Here is a 17,400-nt window from a genome sequence, read left to right as displayed (position 1 = left end):
CGCGCGCTCCAGCAGGCCCTTGGACAGGTAGTCTTCCGCCAGAGCGAACGAGTCCGCCGGCTGGGCCGGAGCGGCGGGCGCGGCGTCGGCCTGCGGCGCCAGCTCCTGGAAGATGGCGTCGAGCGCGCCGGCCTCGAAGGTGAAGCTCTCGATGCCCTGCCCCGCCTCGGGGTCCACGCGCTCGGCGGCGTCCAGCTCGGGCGCCAGCACCTCGGCGTACTCGAACTGGAGGTCGATCGCCAGCTTGTAGCGCGGCGTGGTGTAGTACGGGTTCAGCTCCAGCGCGCGCTTGGTCTCGCGCAGCGCCCCCTCGAAGTCGCCCAGGTTGGAGAGGACGAACGAGAGGTTGTAGCGCGCCTCCGCATGGTCCGGATCGGACTCCACCGCGCGGACGAACGCGTTGCGTGCCTCGTCGTACCGCCGCGTCTCCATCAGCACCGCGCCGATGCCGTTCCAAGCCGCCGCGGCCGTGGGGCTCGCCCGCAGCGCCGCGCGGTACGCATCCAGCGCGGCGCCGTGGCGCCCCTGGCGCAGCGACATCAGCCCGCGGTTGCACCACGCGTCGGTGAAGCCGGGGCGGAGCTGCACGGCACGCGTGAACGCCTCTTCCGCGCCGGCCGCCTCGCCGCGGTGGAGCAGGACGACGCCCAGGTTGTTCCACGCCAGCGCGTATGCCGCGTCGTTCTCGGTCGCGCGCCGGTAGCTGGCCTCGGCATCGGCCGTGTGGCCGGTCTGGTGCAGGCAGACGCCGCGCTCGTTCCACAGCTTGGGGCTGCGCTCGTCCTCGGCCAGCAGGCGGTCGTAGAGGTCCAGAGCCTGCTGCGCCTTGCCCTGGAGGAGATGGACCTCCGCCATGGCCTGGCGGGTCAGCGACGGCTCCTCGCCGCGCTCCAGGGCGCGCGCGAACTCCCGCAGCGCCTCCTCGTACAGGCCCTTCTGCCGGAACGCGACGCCCAGGTTGTAGTGCGCCAGGATCTCGCCCGTCGCCACTTCGGGCCGGCGGACGCGCTCGCCCACCAGCTCGCGGTAGCGCGCGGTGCTGTAGCGGTCGAGGGAGAGGTTCGTCTGGGCCTTGGTGTAGTTGGGGTTGAGCTGGCTGGCGCGGCGCGAGGCGGCCATCGCCCGGTCCATGTTGCCGATGTCGCCCCACACGAAGCCCAGGACGTGGTGCGCGTCGGCAAGCTCCGGGTTCAGCTCCACGGCGCGCGTGAGCTCCCGGAGCGCCTCCTCGTTGAGGCCCAGGTTGTAGTAGAGCTCGCCCACGTAGAAGCGCAGCACGGCGCTGTCCGGGTCGGCCGCCAGCGCGCGTCCGAACCACTCCAGCGCCGCCTCGAAGTTGCCGCCCGCCTTCTCCGCCTGACCGATCTGGATCAGCGTCCCGATGTCGTCCGGCTGGTGCGCCAGCACGCGGCGCAGCTCGGCCACGGCGCCCGCGGTGTCGCCCGTGTTCAGGTACGCCTGGGCCAAACGGGTGCGCGCGTCGGCGTCGCCCGGGTCCTCGCGCAGGCGCTCGCGCAGCTCGGCGATGGTGCGGTCGTACCAGCCCGTGTTGAAGTAGGCGATCTCCAGGTTCCGCTGCGCCACCTGCATCTTGGGGTCGATGGCGAGCGCGCGCTGGAACTGGACGATCGCCTCCTCGTAGAGGCCCTTGTTGAAGTACAGGACCCCCAGGTTGTTGTGCGCGCCCGCATCCGCCGCGTCCACGCGCTGCGCGAAGCTGCGGAGGATCCGGAGGTCGCGCTCCGAGTGGGCGGGGCGGGGCGCCGCGGCCGGCGCCGGGTGCTCCGAAGGGTCAGGCAAGGCGGATGTTCTGGAGGATGATCTGCAGCGACTCCACGTCCGGGAGGAGCAGGAAGTGCCCCTGCACGCTCTCCTCGTCGCCGTCCATCTGAAACTGCGTCTGGATGCAGAACACGTAGTCGCGCTCGTGCCCGAAGTTGGTGTACGTGGTGGTGAGCACGGCCGCGCACAGGTCGATCACCAGCGACGGCACGCTGGGCAGCAGCATCAGCCCCATGAAGTCGGCCAGCGCGTTCATGTAGGCGGCCGAGAGGATGTTGCCCGCCTCCTTGATGGCGCTCTGCTCCAGCTCGCCGAACACGTGGCTGCTCCCCGCCGGCCGGTGCAGCAGGATCTCGCTGAGCCGCATGGCCGAGTTGCGGGGGAAGATGAGCAGCGTGCGCCCCGTCAGGTCACCCAGCATGTGCATGAGCACCGCCGCCACCACCTCCTCGGGGTTGGCGAGCAGCTCGGGCACGTCCTCCAGCCGCGACACGGCCAGCCGGGGAACGTTGATCATGATACGGCTCTTCGTCATCTGCGAGAGCGCCGTGGCGGCGTGCCCCGCCCCCATGTTCGACACCTCGCGCAGCGCGTCGAGCTGGATCTCTTGCAAGTCGCGTAGGTCTATCATCGGCCGGATCGCCTCAAGGGTCGCCTGGGATCGTACGCCTGCACGTGACGCCTGCACTTCGCACCATCTTTCCAACCGGGCCCATCTCGTCGCCAACGGACCGCCGCTACGGACACGGGAGATGACCGGCAGGGCCCCCTCCCCGGCTCGCTCAGGCTCGCCGACCCTCCCCCAAAACCGCCTGGGGGAGGGTGAGATGGACTCCTCGCGATGCGAGCGATTCACTCGAACCAACGCCCGCCGCGACCAGAGATCCCTCGCATCCGACAACCCTCTCCCGCTTGCGGGGGAGGGTGCGAGCCTAAGCGAGCGGGAGCGGGCGTCCGCGCCTCAGTCCGCCCCAGCCACCACGCTCCCCGCATCCAGGATCAGCGCCGGCCGCCCGTCGGAGAGGATCGTGGCGCCCGAGAAGACGCGCAGCATCCCCGTGGTCCCGTCGAAGCTCTTCACCACGATCTCCTGCTGGCCGAGCAGCCGGTCCACCTCCAGCCCGATCCGCTGCTCGCCCACCTCCAGGATCACCGCGGCCCGCCGCCCGTTCGACAGCGCGCCGTTCGCTGCGGTCCCGTTCGATCCCGACCCGCTGGCGGAAGCGCCGCTCCGCGCATTCGCGTCCGCCGAAGGGGGGCCGGAGGGCGATGCGGCGGATGCGGCGCCGGACGAGCCCTGGCTAAGGACGGCCCGGAGCGAGAGGAGGGGCATCACCTCGTCGCGCAGCATGGCGACCGGGCGGCCCTTCACGGTGCCGATCTCCGCCGGGTCCAGGTGCACCGTCTCGCCCACGTGCGTGAGCGGCAGCGCGTACGTCTCGTCGCCCAGGCGCACCAGCAGCGCGCGCACGATGGCGAGCGTCTGCGGGAGCTGGAGGGTGAAGGCGGTGCCCTCGCCCGGTGTGCTCTGGATCTCCAGCAGCCCGCCAAGCGCCCGCACCCTCGTCGCCACCACGTCCAGCCCCACGCCGCGGCCGGACACGTCCGTGATCTTCTCCGCCGTGCTGAAGCCGGGGCGGGTGAGGAGGCGGTAGACCTCCTCGTCGCTCATCCCTTCGGCCTCGCCGGCGGCGATCAGGCCCGTGGAGATGGCCTTCCGCAGCACGCCTTCGCGCTGGATGCCGCGGCCGTCGTCTTCCACGCGGATGATGATGCGGCTGCGCTCGCGCGCGGCGGTCAGCGTGAGCGTTCCCGCCTCGGGCTTGCCCTTCGCGCGGCGCTCGGCCGGCGGCTCGATGCCGTGGTCCAGCGAGTTGCGGAGGAGGTGGACGAGGGGGTCGCCGATCTCGTCGAGCATGGAGCGGTCCAGCTCGATCTCCTTGCCCTCGATCACGAACTCCACGCGCTTGTCCAGCAGGCGCGCCGCGTCGCGCACCAGGCGCGGGAAGCGGTCGAAGACCTGCCACACCGGCGCCATGCGCGCCCGCATGATCTCGCCCTGCAGCTCGCCGATGAGGCGCGACGCCTGGTCCACCGCCTCGGCCAGGTCGGGCGCCGTGCCGGCGGAGAGGCGGCGCAGGCGGTCGCGCACGATCACCAGCTCGCCCACGCCGTTCATCAGCGCGTCCAGCCGCCGCAGGTCCACGCGGATGTTGCGCGCGCGGGGCGCCTGCCCGTCGGGCCGGGCGTCGCCGTTCTGGGGGGCCGAGGACCCGTCGTCCGCCATCGCCGTGGCGACGCGGTGCTGGGCGACGGAGACGACCGCCAGCTCGCCGACGGCGCCGAACGCGCCGCGGACCTCGTCGGCCTCGCGCCCGGTGCGGAGCAGGAAGCGAAGGGAGCCCGCGAAGCCCGGCTCCTGCATCGCCGCCTCCGAGGGCTCCAGCTCGCTCACCTCGCCCAGGTCGCGCGCGCGGCGCACGGCCAGGAAGGCCCGCACGCCCGGCAGCGCCGAGTCGCGGCTCACCTCCAGCCGCACGCGCAGCACGCCCTCCACCGCCTCGCCGTCGTCGTCCTCCTCGCCAGCCGCGGGGAAGGCCGCCGGCCCCGCATCTCCCGAACCCTCGTCCGCTGCCGGGGCGTCGCCGGGGGCGGCCGCGGCGGCGCGGAGCTGGCGGAGCAGGGGGCCGAACTCCACCGCCTCTTCCGTGTCCGAGACCGCCACGTCGATGGCGCGCTCCAGCGCGTCGGCCGCGGCGAAGAGCAGGTCCACCGTGTCGCCCCCCGCCGCCACGCGGCCCTGGCGGATGCGGTCCAGCAGGTTCTCCATCTCGTGGGCCAGGTCGGCTACGCCGCCGTAGCCCATGGTGGCCGACATGCCCTTGATGGTGTGCACCGCGCGGAACACGCCCTCCACCCCCTCGCGCGAGCCGGGGTCGGCCTCCAGCGCCAGCAGCAGGTGGTTGATCGCGGAAAGGTGCTCGCGCGACTCGGAGAGGAAGAGCTCCCCGTACTGTGACAGCTCCATGCGGGGCGCGCGGCGGCGGCGGGCGGGGCCTTAGCCCAGCACGCGCTGCACGGCTTCCAGCACGCGCGACGGCTGGAACGGCTTCACCACGAAGTCGCGGGCGCCGGCCTGGATCGCCTCGATCACCAGCGCCTGCTGGCCCATGGCGCTGCACATGAGGATCTTGGCCGACGGGTCTTCCTTGACGATCTCGCGGACCGCGTCGATGCCGCCCATGTCGGGCATCACGATGTCCATGGTCACCAGGTCGGGCTTGTGCTGGCGGTACTTCTCCACCGCCTGCAGGCCCGTCTCGGCCTCGCCCACGATCTGGAAGCCGGCCTGGGTGAGGATGTCGCCGATCATGGTACGCATGAAGATGGCATCGTCGCAGATCAGCACGGTCTGACTCATCAAGCCTCCGGAGTGTACGTGGTGGAGCGGGTCCGCCAACGGTTGGTGTTCATACGAGGATGGGGCCCAGGATCTCGTCCGGGTCGATCGCCACGAAGAGCGTGTCGCCGGCCTCGCCCAGGCCCTTGAGGTACGCGCGGTCCATGCGCAGCGACCGCAGCGTCTCGGCCGAGCCGGCCAGCGACGCCGCGTCTGCGGCCACGATGCGGTCGACCTCCTGCACGGCCAGCCCCACCGGCTTCCCCGCCCGCTCCACGATGACGATGCTGTGGTCGGGGTGGGAGGCGGCGGGGGCCAGCCCCAGGCGCGCGCCCAGGTCCACGACCGTGACGATGCGTCCGCGCAGGTTGATGAGCCCGCACACGAACGCCTCGGCGCCGGGCAGCGGCGTGTACGGCCGCGCCGGGATGATCTCGCGGATGCGGTCGATGGGAATGCCGAAACGGTGCTCGCCCACCGCGAACAGGACCATCCGCTCCAGCGCGGCGCCGGCTTCGGGCGCCCCCGCGGAAACGTTGGAGGTGTCGGTGGGGGGCATCGCCATTCCGGAAGGGTCTCGCTCTGGGAGTGAGCGGACCAGTATAGCGGACGCCCCCGGCGGGGTCAAGAAACCGCCCGCCCCCCGCCGCGTGCCCATTCGGCCGCCGCCGCCAGGTCCGGCGGCAGGGGGCTGGCGAAGCTCATCGCCGCTCCCGTACGGGGGTGCGGGAAGCTCAGCTCGGCCGCGTGCAGGAACTGCCGCGGCACCCGCCGGTCCAGCGCCTGCGTCCACGGGCGCTCCTGCCCGGCCACGCCCCGCGCCCATCCCGCGGCGTACAGCGCGTCGCCCACCACGGGGTGGCCGAGAGAGAGGAGATGGACGCGGATCTGGTGCGTCCGCCCGGTGTCCAGCTCGGCACGGACGAGATCTGCCGAGCGCCACTTCTCCAGCCGCCGGAAGTGCGTCACCGCGCGCCGCCCGCCCTCGATCACGGCCATGCGCTTGCGCTCGTTCGGGTGCCGGCCGATGGGCGCGTCCACCGTGATCGCGTCCTGCGCCAGGTGCCCCCACGCCGCGGTCAGGTAGGCGCGCTTCAGGTCGCGGCGCTTCAGCGCCTCGGCCAGGAACCGGTGCGCCTCGTCGTTCTTGGCCACGACCAGCAGGCCGCTGGTGTCCTTGTCGAGCCGGTGGACGATGCCCGGCCGCAGCACCCCGCCTATGCCGGATAGGTCGGTGACCGCGTGCAGCAGCGCGTTCACCATTGTCCCCGTCCGGTTGCCCACGGCCGGATGCACGACCATGCCCGCCGGCTTGTCGATCACCAGCAGGTCGTCGTCCTGGTAGACGATGGCGAGCGCGATGTCTTCCGCGCCGATGTGCGACGGCTCGGGCGCGGGCAGGTGCACCTCGATTCGGTCGCCCGGCTGCGGCTTGTCCTTCTTGCGCAGCACGGCGCCGTTCACCAGCACGCGCCCCTCGTCGATGAGCTGCACGGCGCGGTTGCGCGACAGGCCCGCGTGCTCGGCCAGCCACGCGTCCAGGCGTCCGTCTCCGGCGTCCTCGCCGGCTACCAGGTCCAGGTGCTGCTCGGGTTCAGCGGCCAACGTGTCCCTCTCGCTCGTGGTTCTGCTCTTCGCGCCAAAGGGAGATGGCGAGCAGGATGGCGCCGACCGTGACCGCGATGTCGGCCACGTTGAACACCGGCCAGCGCACGGTGCCGACGCCGAAGTCCAGGAAGTCGACCACGCCCCGCGCGGACCGCACGCGGTCGATCAGGTTGCCGATAGCCCCGCCGGTAACGGAGGCGATGGCGACCAGCCGCAGCCGGTCGCTCCATGGCGTGTTGCGGTACATGTAGAGGAGGAAGACGACGGCGACGACAGCCAGGCCCATGAAGATGTAGCGCGAGCTGTCGCCCAGGTGCAGCCCGAAGGCCGCGCCGCGGTTGAAGATGTACGTCAGCCGGAAGAAGTCGTCGCCCAGCACGGGCACGGGGTCGTACAGCCGCAGCGACTCCTCCACCATGCGCTTCGTCCAGATGTCCAGCACGATCACCAGCGCCACGATGCCCGCGTACAGCATCGCCTTGCGCGCGGTGTCGCCCTCGGCCGCGGGGGCGGGGGCGACCGTCCGCGCGGGCACGGCGTCGGAGCGGTCCAGCGTCTCGTCGTGCATCGCTTCTTCCCGTGATTGGTTCATCTCAGGCGCTCCGGGAGATGCCGATGCTGGCGGCCACCCCGTCCAGGTCTACGTCGCGCGTGTGCTCGTACCCGTCCGCCGCCAGCGGCGCGCCGCCGATCGCGACCTCCACCCCCAGCGTCTCGCTGCCGATGAAATCGCGCCACGGCCCGAGCGCAGCCTGAAGCTCGTCGTCTCCGCCCACGCCGAGGCGGATGCGGTCCGAGACCTCCAGCCCGCTGTCCTTCCGCAGCTTCTGCACGCGGTTCACCACCTCGCGCGCCAAGCCCTCCGCGCGCAGCTCCGGCGTGATCGTGGGGTCGAGCGCGACGGTGAAGCCGCCCTCGGACTCCACCGCGAAGTCGCCCGTCGCCGTCTGCACGATGTCGAGGTCGGTAGATGCGAGCGCGAAGCTCGTCCCGGCGACGTCGTACGTCACCTCCTCGCCCTTGCGGAACCGCGCGAGGTCGGCCGAGGAGAGGTCGCGGATGGCCGCGGCGGCGGCCTGCGTGTTCTTGCCGTGCACCTTGCCGACGGTCTTGAAGTTCGGCCGGGCGGAGAACGTGACCAGCTCCTCGGCCGCGTGCATGAACTCCACGCGGCGCACGTTCAGCTCGTCCCGCAGGATCTCCAGCAGCTCGTCCCCCGTCTCGATGCCCTCGGGGATCACGGCGTACAGCACTTCCAACGGCTGTCGGACGCGGATGGCCACTTTCTCCCGCGCAGCGCGGCCGAGCGTCGACAGCGTCCGCACCGCATCCATCCCCCGCTCCAGCCCTTCGTCGACTGCATCCAGATCGGCGGACGGGAAGTCGGCGAGGTGGACGCTGGCGTCCTCACCGACGAGGCCGCGGTGCAGCCAGTCGGAGAGGAACGGCGCGACGGGCGCCATCAGCTTGGTCACGTCCACCAGCGCGCGGTAGAGCGTCGCGTAGGCCGACCGCGCGTCCGCCACGTCCGCGCTGCCCCAGAAGCGGTCGCGCGAGCGGCGCACGTACCAATTCGACAGGTCGTCGATGATGAAGTCGGCGACCGCGCGAACCGCGTGCGTCAGGTTGTAGCCGTCCAGGTTCTCCGCGACCGATTGCGTAACCGACGCGAGACGAGACAGAAGCCAGCGATCGATGACGGGACGATCCGCCAGCGCAGGCGCCTCGGCGTCCGGCGTCCAGCCTTCGAGCTCCGCGTAGAGCGCGAAGAACTTGTAGGTGTTGCGCAGCGTGTCGAACGTCTTGCGCTGCACCTCGCGCACGCCGTCCGCGTCGAAGCGCTTGGGCAGCCACGGGTGCGACGACGACAGCAGATACCAGCGGATCGCATCCGCCCCGTGCTGCTGCATCGCATCCCACGGGTTGACGACGTTGCCTTTGGACTTCGACATCTTCAGGCCCTCGGCGTCCAGGATCAGGTCGTTCACGACCACGTTCCGGTACGCGGGGCCCTTGTCCAGCAGCGTGGAGATGGCGAGCAGCGAGTAGAACCACCCGCGCGTCTGGTCCACCCCCTCGCAGATGAAGTCCGCAGGGAACTGCTTCTCGAACGTCTCGCGGTTCTCGAACGGGTAGTGGTGCTGCGCGTACGGCATCGACCCGGAGTCGAACCAGACGTCGATCACCTCCGGCGTGCGCCGCATCGTCCCGCCGCAGCCCTCCGCCGTACAGCCGAACGCCACCTCGTCGATGAACGGCCGGTGCGGGTCGAAGTCCGCCGGAAGCCCGCCCGCCATCTCCGAAAGCTCCGCGAACGAGCCGACCACGTGCACGTGCGCGGGCGACGCGTCGCACACCCACGCCGGGAGCGGCGTGCCCCAGTAGCGGCTGCGCGAGATCGCCCAGTCCACGTTGTTCTCCAGCCACTCGCCGAACCGGCCGCTGCCCACCTCGGGCGGGAACCAGCGCACCTGGTCGTTGTTCGACAGCAGCTTGTCGCGAACGTCCGTGGTGCGGATGAACCACGAGTCGCGCGCCATGTACAGCAGTGGGCTGCCGCAGCGCCAGCAGTGCGGGTACGAGTGCTCTTCTTTCGACGACTTGAAGACCATGCCGCGGGTCTTGAGGTCGATCACGAGGTCCGTGTCCGCATCCTTCACGAACCGTCCGCCCACGAGGGGCAGGTCCGCGCGGAAGGCGCCGCGGTCGTCCACCGGCTGGATGACGGGCAGCCCGTGCTCGCGCCCCACCGCGTAGTCGTCCGCGCCGAACGCCGGCGACATGTGCACGATCCCCGTGCCGTCGGCAGACGTGACGAAGCCCGCCGGCACCACCCGCCACGCCTTCGCGGCGGATTCGGCAGACGCATAGCCGAGCGGATCGACCCAGTCGAACGGCCGCTTGTAGCGCAGGCCGACCAGTTCGTCAGTGGATACGGAGCGCGTGATCACGTCCTCGCTGCCGAACAGCGCGGCGACGCGCGGGCGGGTGAGGATGAGGCGGCGGCCTTCGTGCGCGACCTCCACGTACTCCTGCTCGGGGTTCACCGCGAGAGCGACGTTGGAGACCAGCGTCCACGGCGTCGTCGTCCACACCAGGAGCTCGCGGCCGTCCGGCTCGCCCGCCTCGTCCAGCACGGGCAGCATCACGTACAGCGACGGGTCCTTCACGTCCTGATAGCCCTGCGCGACCTCGTGGCTGGACAGCCCGGTGCCGCAGCGCGGGCAGTACGGCAGGATCTTGTGGCCGCGGTAGATGAGGTCCTTCTTGTGGATCTCGCTCAGTAGCCACCAGACCGATTCCACGTAGTCGCGGTGGTACGTCACGTACGGCTTCGAGTAGTCCAGCCAGTACCCGATGCGGGCCGAGAAGCGCTCCCACTCGTCGGTGTACGTGAGCACGCTGTCGCGGCACACCTCGTTGAAGCGCGCGATGCCCACTTCCTCGATCTGCCGCTTGCCGGAGATGCCCAGCTTCTTCTCAGCCTCGATCTCCACGGGCAGGCCGTGCGTGTCCCAGCCCGCGCGGCGCGCCACGTAGCGCCCCTGCATGGTGCGGAAGCGCGACACCGCGTCCTTGATGGAGCGCGAGAACACGTGGTGGATGCCGGGGCGCCCGTTGGCCGTGGGCGGGCCCTCGTAGAAGACGAACGGCTCGCCGTCCTGCGTCTTCTCCAGGCTCTTCCGGAACGTGTCCTCGCGCCGCCAGCGCTCCAGGACTTCCTCCTCGAGCGCCACGGTGCCCGCGGGGAGGTCGGGATATCTCTTCATCTTCGAAATCTTCCGGCCGCTTCGTTCGTTTCGCATGGGTGCCGCAAAGAGCCCCAAAACATAACAGGCGCGGCAACCCCGCCGCGCCCCCGTGTGTCCGTCGCCTACAAACGCCCCCTCCCGCTCGCTTAGGCTCGCACCCTCCCCCGCAAGCGGGAGAGGGTTGTTGGTTCAGCGCCCTTCGGACGATTCAGCGTGCGCCGATGCTGCCGGGGTTAGTCCCCGCGGGGGGACTTTGCGCAGTCGTTGCCGCGATTTCAACCGCGAGGCGTGCCGCCGGGTTGCTCTTTCGGGCGGGTGAAGTCCCTGCGGACGCGTTCCGCCCCCTGTTGATAGAAGCGGATGCGTTCCTCCGGCGTTGCATCCTTCAACAGCTCGTAGTGCGAATCCCGGATTCTGCGGGTCATCGCTACTGCATCGAATTCTTTCATGTGCGTCTCCCTCCCCCTTCAGAGGCGATCCGCACCGAGACCGCTCAGATCCGCGCGACCACGCCTTCCACCAGCTCGGTCAGGTGCGGTTCGGCGCCGGTGGCGATGGCGATGATCGCTTCGAGCGTGGCGGGCTGGAGCGAGTCCGGATAGCACTCGTCGGTGATGATGGAGACGCCCATCACCCGCATCCCGGAGTGCACGCCCACGATCACCTCCGGGACGGTCGACATGCCGACGACGTCGGCGCCCATCGCGCGGAGCATGCGGTACTCTGCGCGCGTCTCCAGGTTCGGCCCGGGGACGGCCACGTACACGCCGCGCCGCAGCACGATGCCGCGCTCCGTGGCCACATCGCGCGCCAGCGCCTGGAGCCCCGCGTCATACGGCTCGCTCATGTCCGGGAAGCGCGGGCCCATCGCGTCGTCGTTGGCGCCCACGAGCGGGTTGTCGCCCAGCAGGTTGATGTGATCGGTGATGAGCATCAGGTCGCCGGGGCTCCAGTACGGGTGCATCCCCCCGCAGGCGTTGGAGACGACGAGCACGTCCGCGCCCAGCGCCCGCATCACCCGCACCGGGAAGGTCACCTGCTGGAGCGAGTAGCCCTCGTACATGTGGAAGCGGCCCTGCATCGCCACCACCTGCTTGCCCCCCAGCGTGCCGAAGAGCAGCCGTCCGCTGTGCGACTCGACCGTGCTCAGAGGGAAGCCGGGGATCTCCTCGTACGGGATGCTCGTCTCCACCTCGATGCGCCGCGCCAGCGCCCCCAGCCCGGTCCCGAGCACGATCCCAACGGACGGCGCAGCCTGCGTCCGCGCCCGGATGGCCGCAACCGCGCTCGCCACCTGCTCCGCGAGCGAGGCGCCCGCCGGAGCTTCCACGCTACTCGCCATCCGCCGCTTCCTCGTTCTCCGCCTCGATGCGCGCGGCCGCGATGCCGCGCTCCTCTTCCTGCTCGATCTCGCCCAGCTGCCGCTCCACCAGCGCGCGGAAGAGGCGCAGGTAGCGCGTGCGCTGCGCCTGGATGCGCTTCAGCGACTCGGCCGCGCCGCCCGCCGCACGCCGCGCCTCGGCCACGATGCGCTCGCCCTCGGTGCGCGCCTCGCGGAGGAGGAAGTCGCTCTCGCGCGTGGCCTGCTCGCGCATGTCCTCGCGGAGCTGCTGGGCGCTCACGAGCGCCTCGTTCATCGCCCGCTCGCGCTGGCGGTAGTCGGTGATGGCGTCGGTCATGCCCTCGGCCTTGGCGGCCAGGGCCGTGTTCTCGCGCACCAGCTCCTCGAAGCGAGCGGCGACCTCGTCCAGGAAGTTGTCCACCGCTTCCGGGTCGTAGCCGCGCATCACCTTGCGGAAGTCGCCCTTCTTCTTACGGACGTCCAGCGGTGTAAGGTCGATCATCGGCCGCGCTCCCCGAAGAGGACCGAGCCCACGCGCACGAGGGTGCTCCCCTCCTCCACCGCGGCCTCGAAGTCGTTGCTCATGCCCATCGAAAGGTGCGTCGCCCTGAAGCCCGTCACCTCGCGCCCCGCGCGCTCCCACAGTGCGCGCGCCGCCGCGAAGGTGCGCCGGATCACCGCCTCGTCGTCCGTCAGCGGCGCCATCGTCATCATCCCCTCCACGCGCAGCCCCGGCAGCTCGCAGATGCGTCCCGCGGCGTCCAGCGCCGCTTCCGCCGCGAAGCCGCCCTTGGTGCCCTCGCCGCTGGTGTTGACCTGCACCAGCACCGCCGCCTCGCGCCCCTGCTTCACCGCCGCGGCGGAGACGGCCTCCGCCAGCCGCAGCGAATCTACCGAGTGCATCAGGTCGAAGAGCGGCAGCGCCTTGTCCGCCTTGTTGCGCTGGAGGTGGCCGATCAGGTGCCAGCGCACAGAGTCGCGCCCAACCTCCGCCACTTTCTCCTCCAGCTCCTGCACGCGGTTCTCGCCCACGTCCGTCAGCCCGGCGGCGATGGCATCGGCCACGGTCTGCGCGGGATGCGTCTTCGTCACCGCGACCAGCGTCACCGGCTCCGCGCGCCCCGCACGCTCCCGCGCCCGCTCGATCCGCTCCCGCACGTCCGCGACCCGCGCCGCAAGCTCAGTCGGTTCCATGGCGGGATTGTAAGCCTGCGCAAGGAACCGAGCAAGCACGAGACCCGGCAGGCCACACAGCAGTTTCGGGAGATGTGGACCCACGGACCGGCGAAACGGGAGATGCGGGGCTCGCATCGCTGCCAATCCGGCGCGGTCGATGGGCCGCACACAGCTGAGCATGCGATGGGCGGGAGGCGATCGACCCCAGCGCGAGAAAGGCAGGCGCTCGAGCCGAGACGGAGAGAGTAGCGCGGCAGCATCGCCCAGGCGCGTAAACGCGCGGGCTACAAAGGCACAAAGCCCGCCTGCGCAGGCTGCTCCTCAACCATCTATCCGCGGCCGGGCGACGGCGCGGCCGAAACGCGCCGGAACCCCAACCCTCTCCCGCTTGCGGGGGAGGGTGCGAGCCTAAGCGAGCGGGAGGGGGCACCCCCCGCAGCACAATCGCACGCGGCCGGACGATCCCTCCGTTCTTACCCCACCAGCGCCAGCGGCGTCCGCCCAGAGAGGATGTCGCTGAGGTGCTGGCCGTCTAGGTTGCGCTGGAGCTTGCCGCGGTGGGCGATGGAGATCTGCCCCGTCTCTTCGGAAACCACGACGACAAGCGCGTCGGTCTCTTCCGAGAGGCCCAGGGCGGCGCGGTGGCGGGTGCCCAGGCTCTTGTCGGTCACGGGGAACTGCGTGAGCGGGAGGATGGCGCCCGCCGCCACGATCTCGTCGCCGCGGATAATGGCCGCGCCGTCGTGCAGCAGGGAGTACGGCGTGAAGATGTTCTGCAGCAGCGGGGCCGAGACGCGCGCCTGGAGCGGCGTGCCCGTGTCGATGAACTCGCCCAGCCCCACCTCGCGCTCGATGGCGACGATGGCGCCCACCTTGTTGCGCGACAGCTCCTCGGCCGCCTCGGCGATCTCTTCCGCGATCTCCTTCTCCTCCAGCCGCGAGAACACGCGCAGCAGGCGGTTCTGGCCCAGGTGCGCCAGCGCGCTGCGCAGCTCCGGCTGGAAGACCACGAGCACGCCGAACACCCCGAAGCTGAAGAAGCGCTCCAGGATGAACTCGATGAGCGTGAGCCCCAGCAGGCGCGAGACGCCGTCCACCACCAGCAGGAAGAGGAAGCCCAGCAGGATCTGGATGGCCCGCGTGCCGCGCAGGAGCAGCAGGATCCGGTAGAAGAGCACCGCCACGATGGCGATCTCCACCAGGTCCTTCCAGTCCGGCGCCAGGAACCCCAGCCGCTCGAAGTACGGACTCACGCCCCACCTCCCCCGCATCCGCCCCTGCCCACATCTCCTCCAGTCGAATCCGACAAAGCTCTGGAAGATGCACCGCCGCGCATCTTCCTCTCATCCCCACTCACCGCCGAGGCCCGCATCTCCATCGTCACTCGGCGGCCGGGGTGCGGAGGATGGACCACGCTACGTCCAGCGCGTGGCGGGCGGAACGAACGTCGTGCACGCGGAAGATGCGGGCGCCGCGCGCGAGCCCGGCCACGCACGCTCCCACCGTGCCCGCGTCACGCCCGTCCGCCGCGATCCCGCCGAGGAGATGGCCGATGAACGCCTTCCGAGAAGCGCCCACCAACAGCGGACGCCCCAGCCGCGCGACGACGCCGAGACGGGCGATCAGTTCGCTGTTCTGCTCGCCCGCCTTCGCGAACCCCACGCCCGGGTCGAGCACGATACGCTCCGCTGCGATGCCCGCGGCGATCGCACGGTCGAGCACGGACCCGAGCTCGGACGCGACGTCCTCCGCCACGTCGCCATACTTCGCCAGCGACTGCATCGTCTCCGGCGTGCCGCGCGTGTGCATGAGCACGATCCCGCAGTCCGACGCGGCGAGGACGGACGCCATCTGCGGATCGCCCAGTCCGGACACGTCGTTGACCACATCGGCGCCCAGCGCCAGCGCCTCCCGCGCGACCTCCGCCTTCCGCGTGTCGGCCGAGACGCGGACGTCCAGCCGCTGCTTGAGCAGGGCGATCACCGGTAGCACGCGCGCCGTCTCCTCGTCTGCCGATACCGCTGCCGAGCCCGGGCGGGTGGACTCGCCGCCCACGTCGACGATGTCCGCGCCGGCTTCTACCATCTCCCGGGCGCGCGCGAGGGCCGGCTCCGGCAAGCGGAACCGGCCCCCATCGCTGAAGGAGTCGGGCGTGACGTTCAGGATCCCCATCACCACCGGCCGCTCGAGCGCCATCTCGCCGCCCGGCAGGCTCCACGCCGCGTCCGCGCGGGCGAGGCCCGCCGTCACGGCATCTCCGGGCGGGCGCGCTCCGCTCCCCGCACGCTCCTCAGGCCAGGCGCGGGGTCAGCCCCTCGACCCCGCCGGGGGCGCGCTGCGGCGCGGGCGCCGGCACGTCGATCATCGCCGGGCCGGGGATGGACAGTGACGGCCGGAACGGCGGCAGCTCCTTGCCCGCGACGATCAGGTCGATCTCGTCGCGGGTGAGCGTCTCGCGCTCCAGCAGCAGCGCCGCCATGCGGTGCAGCAGCTCGAAGTTCTCGCTCAGCGTCTGGCGAGCGCGGTCCTGCGCCTGCGTGATCACGCGCGAGACCTCGGCGTCCACCAGCTCGGCCGTCTTCTCCGACACCTCGCGGCGGTGCCCGAACTCGCGCCCCAGGAAGACCTCCTGGTTGTTGTCGGCGATGAGGATGGGGCCCACGGCGTCGCTCAGGCCCCACTGCGTGACGTACTTCCGCGCGATGCTGGTGGCCTTCTGGATGTCGCTGGTGGCGCCGGTCGTCACGTGCTCGCGCCCGAACACCAGCTCCTCGGCCACGCGGCCGCCGTAGATGCGCACCAGGCTGGCCTCCAGCTGGTGGCGCGTCATGCTCACGCGGTCGTCCTCCGGCAGCGTGAAGGCGATGCCCAGCGCCCCGCCGCGCGGCACGATGGTCACCTTGTGCACCGGGTCGTTACCGGGCACCAGCACGGTGCAGATCACGTGGCCGGACTCGTGGTAGGCGGTGTTGCGGCGCTCCTCCTCCTTCATCACGAAGGAGCGGCGCTCGGCGCCCATCATCACCTTGTCCTTGGCGTCCTCGAAGTCCGCCATGTACACCATGTCGCGGTCGCGCCGCGCGGCCAGCAGCGCCGCCTCGTTCACCAGGTTCGCCAGGTCGGCGCCGCTCATCCCCGGCGTGCCGCGTGCCAGCACCGAGATGCTGACGTCGTTGGCCATGGGGATCTTCTTGGAGTGCACGCGGAGGATGCCCTCGCGCCCGCGCAGGTCCGGCAGGTCCACGATGATCTGCCGGTCGAAGCGGCCCGGCCGCAGGAGCGCGGGGTCCAGCACGTCGGCCCGGTTGGTGGCGGCGATGAGGATCACGCCCTCCGTGCTCTCGAAGCCGTCCATCTCCACCAGGAGCTGGTTCAGCGTCTGCTCGCGCTCGTCGTGCCCGCCGCCCAGCCCGGCGCCGCGGTGCCGGCCCACGGCGTCGATCTCGTCGATGAAGATGATGCACGGCGCGTGGGCCTTGCCCTGCTCGAACAGGTCGCGCACGCGGCTGGCGCCCACGCCCACGAACATCTCCACGAAGTCCGAGCCCGACATGCTGAAGAACGGCCGCCCCGCCTCGCCCGCGACGGCGCGGGCGAGCAGCGTCTTGCCGGTGCCCGGAGGCCCCACGAGCAGCGCGCCCTTGGGGATGCGGCCGCCCAGGCGCGAGAACTTCTTGGGGTCGCGCAGGAACTCCACGATCTCCTGCAGGTCCACCTTGGCCTCGTCGGCGCCGGCCACGTCGTCGAACGTGACCTTGGGCGACTCGGCGGTGAGCATCTTCGCCTTGCTCTTGCCGAACTGGAACGCCTTGTTGCCGCTGGACTGCATCTGCCGGAAGATGAAGATCCAGAAGCCCAGGATCAGCAGCCACGGAAGGAAGCCCAGCAGCGTGCCGCCGTAGTCGCGGTCGGCCTCGCGGCCCGAGAGGCGCACGCCGGCCTTCTCCAACTCCGCCGGCAGCGTCTGCGGGTCGTGGATGGGCAGGCGGATGCGGTACTCGCGCACGCGCCGCGTCTCGGTGCCGCGCGCCACGGACACGGGCGTCTTGAAGGCGCCTTCCACCGTGGTGCCGTCCACGATGGTGGCGTCGAGCACGTTGCCGCGCGCCACCTCCTGGCGGAAGCGCCAGTACTCCACCTCCTGGCGCGTGCCCTTGGCGGCGCCTGCGAGCTGCACCAGCGTGAGCGGGATTAGGATGAGCAGCACCCAGAACGAGACGGTCTTGGTGATCCGCCCCCACTTGGACTGCCCGGAGCTGCCGTTGTCGCGATCTGCCATGATTCTATCCTTCGCGGTGCGGGCGGCCGGTGAGCCGCGCGCCCGCGAGCGCCATGCAGGA

The 17,400-nt window shown here is 70.9% G+C and carries 15 protein-coding genes; all 15 read right to left on the bottom strand.

Annotation, left to right across the window (positions count from 1 at the left end; translation table 11 throughout):
* Positions 1–1,800, bottom strand: a 1,800-nt coding sequence (locus VFE05_10665; GenBank protein ID HET6230519.1) for a tetratricopeptide repeat protein, incomplete at its 3' end; no start/stop codon positions are given.
* Positions 1,793–2,413, bottom strand: a complete 621-nt coding sequence (locus VFE05_10660; protein ID HET6230518.1) for a chemotaxis protein CheC — start codon at positions 2,411–2,413, stop codon at positions 1,793–1,795. The genes VFE05_10665 and VFE05_10660, both read right to left, overlap by 8 nt.
* 330 nt (positions 2,414–2,743) lie before the next feature.
* Positions 2,744–4,810 carry a chemotaxis protein CheA gene (locus VFE05_10655; protein ID HET6230517.1) on the bottom strand — a complete coding sequence of 689 codons (2,067 nt, stop codon included), beginning with the start codon at positions 4,808–4,810 and terminating at the stop codon, positions 2,744–2,746.
* A 30-nt stretch (positions 4,811–4,840) separates the two neighbouring features.
* Positions 4,841–5,203 carry a response regulator gene (locus VFE05_10650; protein HET6230516.1) on the bottom strand — a complete coding sequence of 121 codons (363 nt, stop codon included), beginning with the start codon at positions 5,201–5,203 and terminating at the stop codon, positions 4,841–4,843.
* 49 nt (positions 5,204–5,252) lie between these two features.
* Positions 5,253–5,741 (bottom strand): chemotaxis protein CheW, encoded by a 489-nt coding sequence (locus VFE05_10645; protein HET6230515.1) that lies wholly within the window; start codon positions 5,739–5,741, stop codon positions 5,253–5,255.
* 65 nt (positions 5,742–5,806) lie between these two features.
* The gene (locus VFE05_10640; GenBank protein ID HET6230514.1) at positions 5,807–6,787 is read right to left on the bottom strand and encodes an RluA family pseudouridine synthase; all 981 of its coding nucleotides are present in this window, start codon (positions 6,785–6,787) and stop codon (positions 5,807–5,809) included.
* Positions 6,777–7,382 (bottom strand): signal peptidase II, encoded by a 606-nt coding sequence (gene lspA / locus VFE05_10635; GenBank protein ID HET6230513.1) that lies wholly within the window; start codon positions 7,380–7,382, stop codon positions 6,777–6,779. The genes VFE05_10640 and lspA overlap by 11 nt, the downstream gene beginning before the upstream one ends.
* 1 nt (position 7,383) lies before the next feature.
* Complete coding sequence (gene ileS, locus VFE05_10630) at positions 7,384–10,560, bottom strand: isoleucine--tRNA ligase (GenBank protein ID HET6230512.1); 3,177 nt, start codon at positions 10,558–10,560, stop codon at positions 7,384–7,386.
* A gap of 257 nt (positions 10,561–10,817) precedes the next feature.
* Entirely contained in the window at positions 10,818–10,991 is a 174-nt protein-coding gene (locus VFE05_10625; protein ID HET6230511.1) for a hypothetical protein, read from the bottom strand.
* 44 nt (positions 10,992–11,035) lie between these two features.
* Positions 11,036–11,884 (bottom strand): purine-nucleoside phosphorylase, encoded by an 849-nt coding sequence (locus VFE05_10620; protein HET6230510.1) that lies wholly within the window; start codon positions 11,882–11,884, stop codon positions 11,036–11,038.
* On the bottom strand, positions 11,874–12,386 hold the full coding sequence (locus VFE05_10615) for a DivIVA domain-containing protein (protein ID HET6230509.1): 513 nt from the start codon (positions 12,384–12,386) through the stop codon (positions 11,874–11,876). Before VFE05_10615 ends, VFE05_10620 begins: the two co-directional genes overlap by 11 nt.
* Entirely contained in the window at positions 12,383–13,078 is a 696-nt protein-coding gene (locus VFE05_10610) for a YggS family pyridoxal phosphate-dependent enzyme (GenBank protein ID HET6230508.1), read from the bottom strand. The genes VFE05_10615 and VFE05_10610 overlap by 4 nt, the downstream gene beginning before the upstream one ends.
* A 455-nt stretch (positions 13,079–13,533) precedes the next feature.
* Positions 13,534–14,313, bottom strand: coding sequence for a diadenylate cyclase CdaA (gene cdaA / locus VFE05_10605; GenBank protein HET6230507.1), 780 nt, complete (start codon positions 14,311–14,313; stop codon positions 13,534–13,536).
* 127 nt (positions 14,314–14,440) lie between these two features.
* Entirely contained in the window at positions 14,441–15,310 is an 870-nt protein-coding gene (gene folP, locus VFE05_10600; protein ID HET6230506.1) for a dihydropteroate synthase, read from the bottom strand.
* A 40-nt stretch (positions 15,311–15,350) separates the two neighbouring features.
* Positions 15,351–17,339, bottom strand: a complete 1,989-nt coding sequence (ftsH, locus tag VFE05_10595; GenBank protein HET6230505.1) for an ATP-dependent zinc metalloprotease FtsH — start codon at positions 17,337–17,339, stop codon at positions 15,351–15,353.
* Between the last annotated feature and the right edge of the window lie 61 nt (positions 17,340–17,400).

It is taken from the genome of Longimicrobiaceae bacterium (genome assembly GCA_035696245.1).
Classification (GTDB): Bacteria; Gemmatimonadota; Gemmatimonadetes; order Longimicrobiales; family Longimicrobiaceae; genus DASRQW01.
The sequence above is the reverse complement of the archived record's forward strand: the minus strand, read 5'-3'. Positions and strand labels throughout refer to the sequence as shown.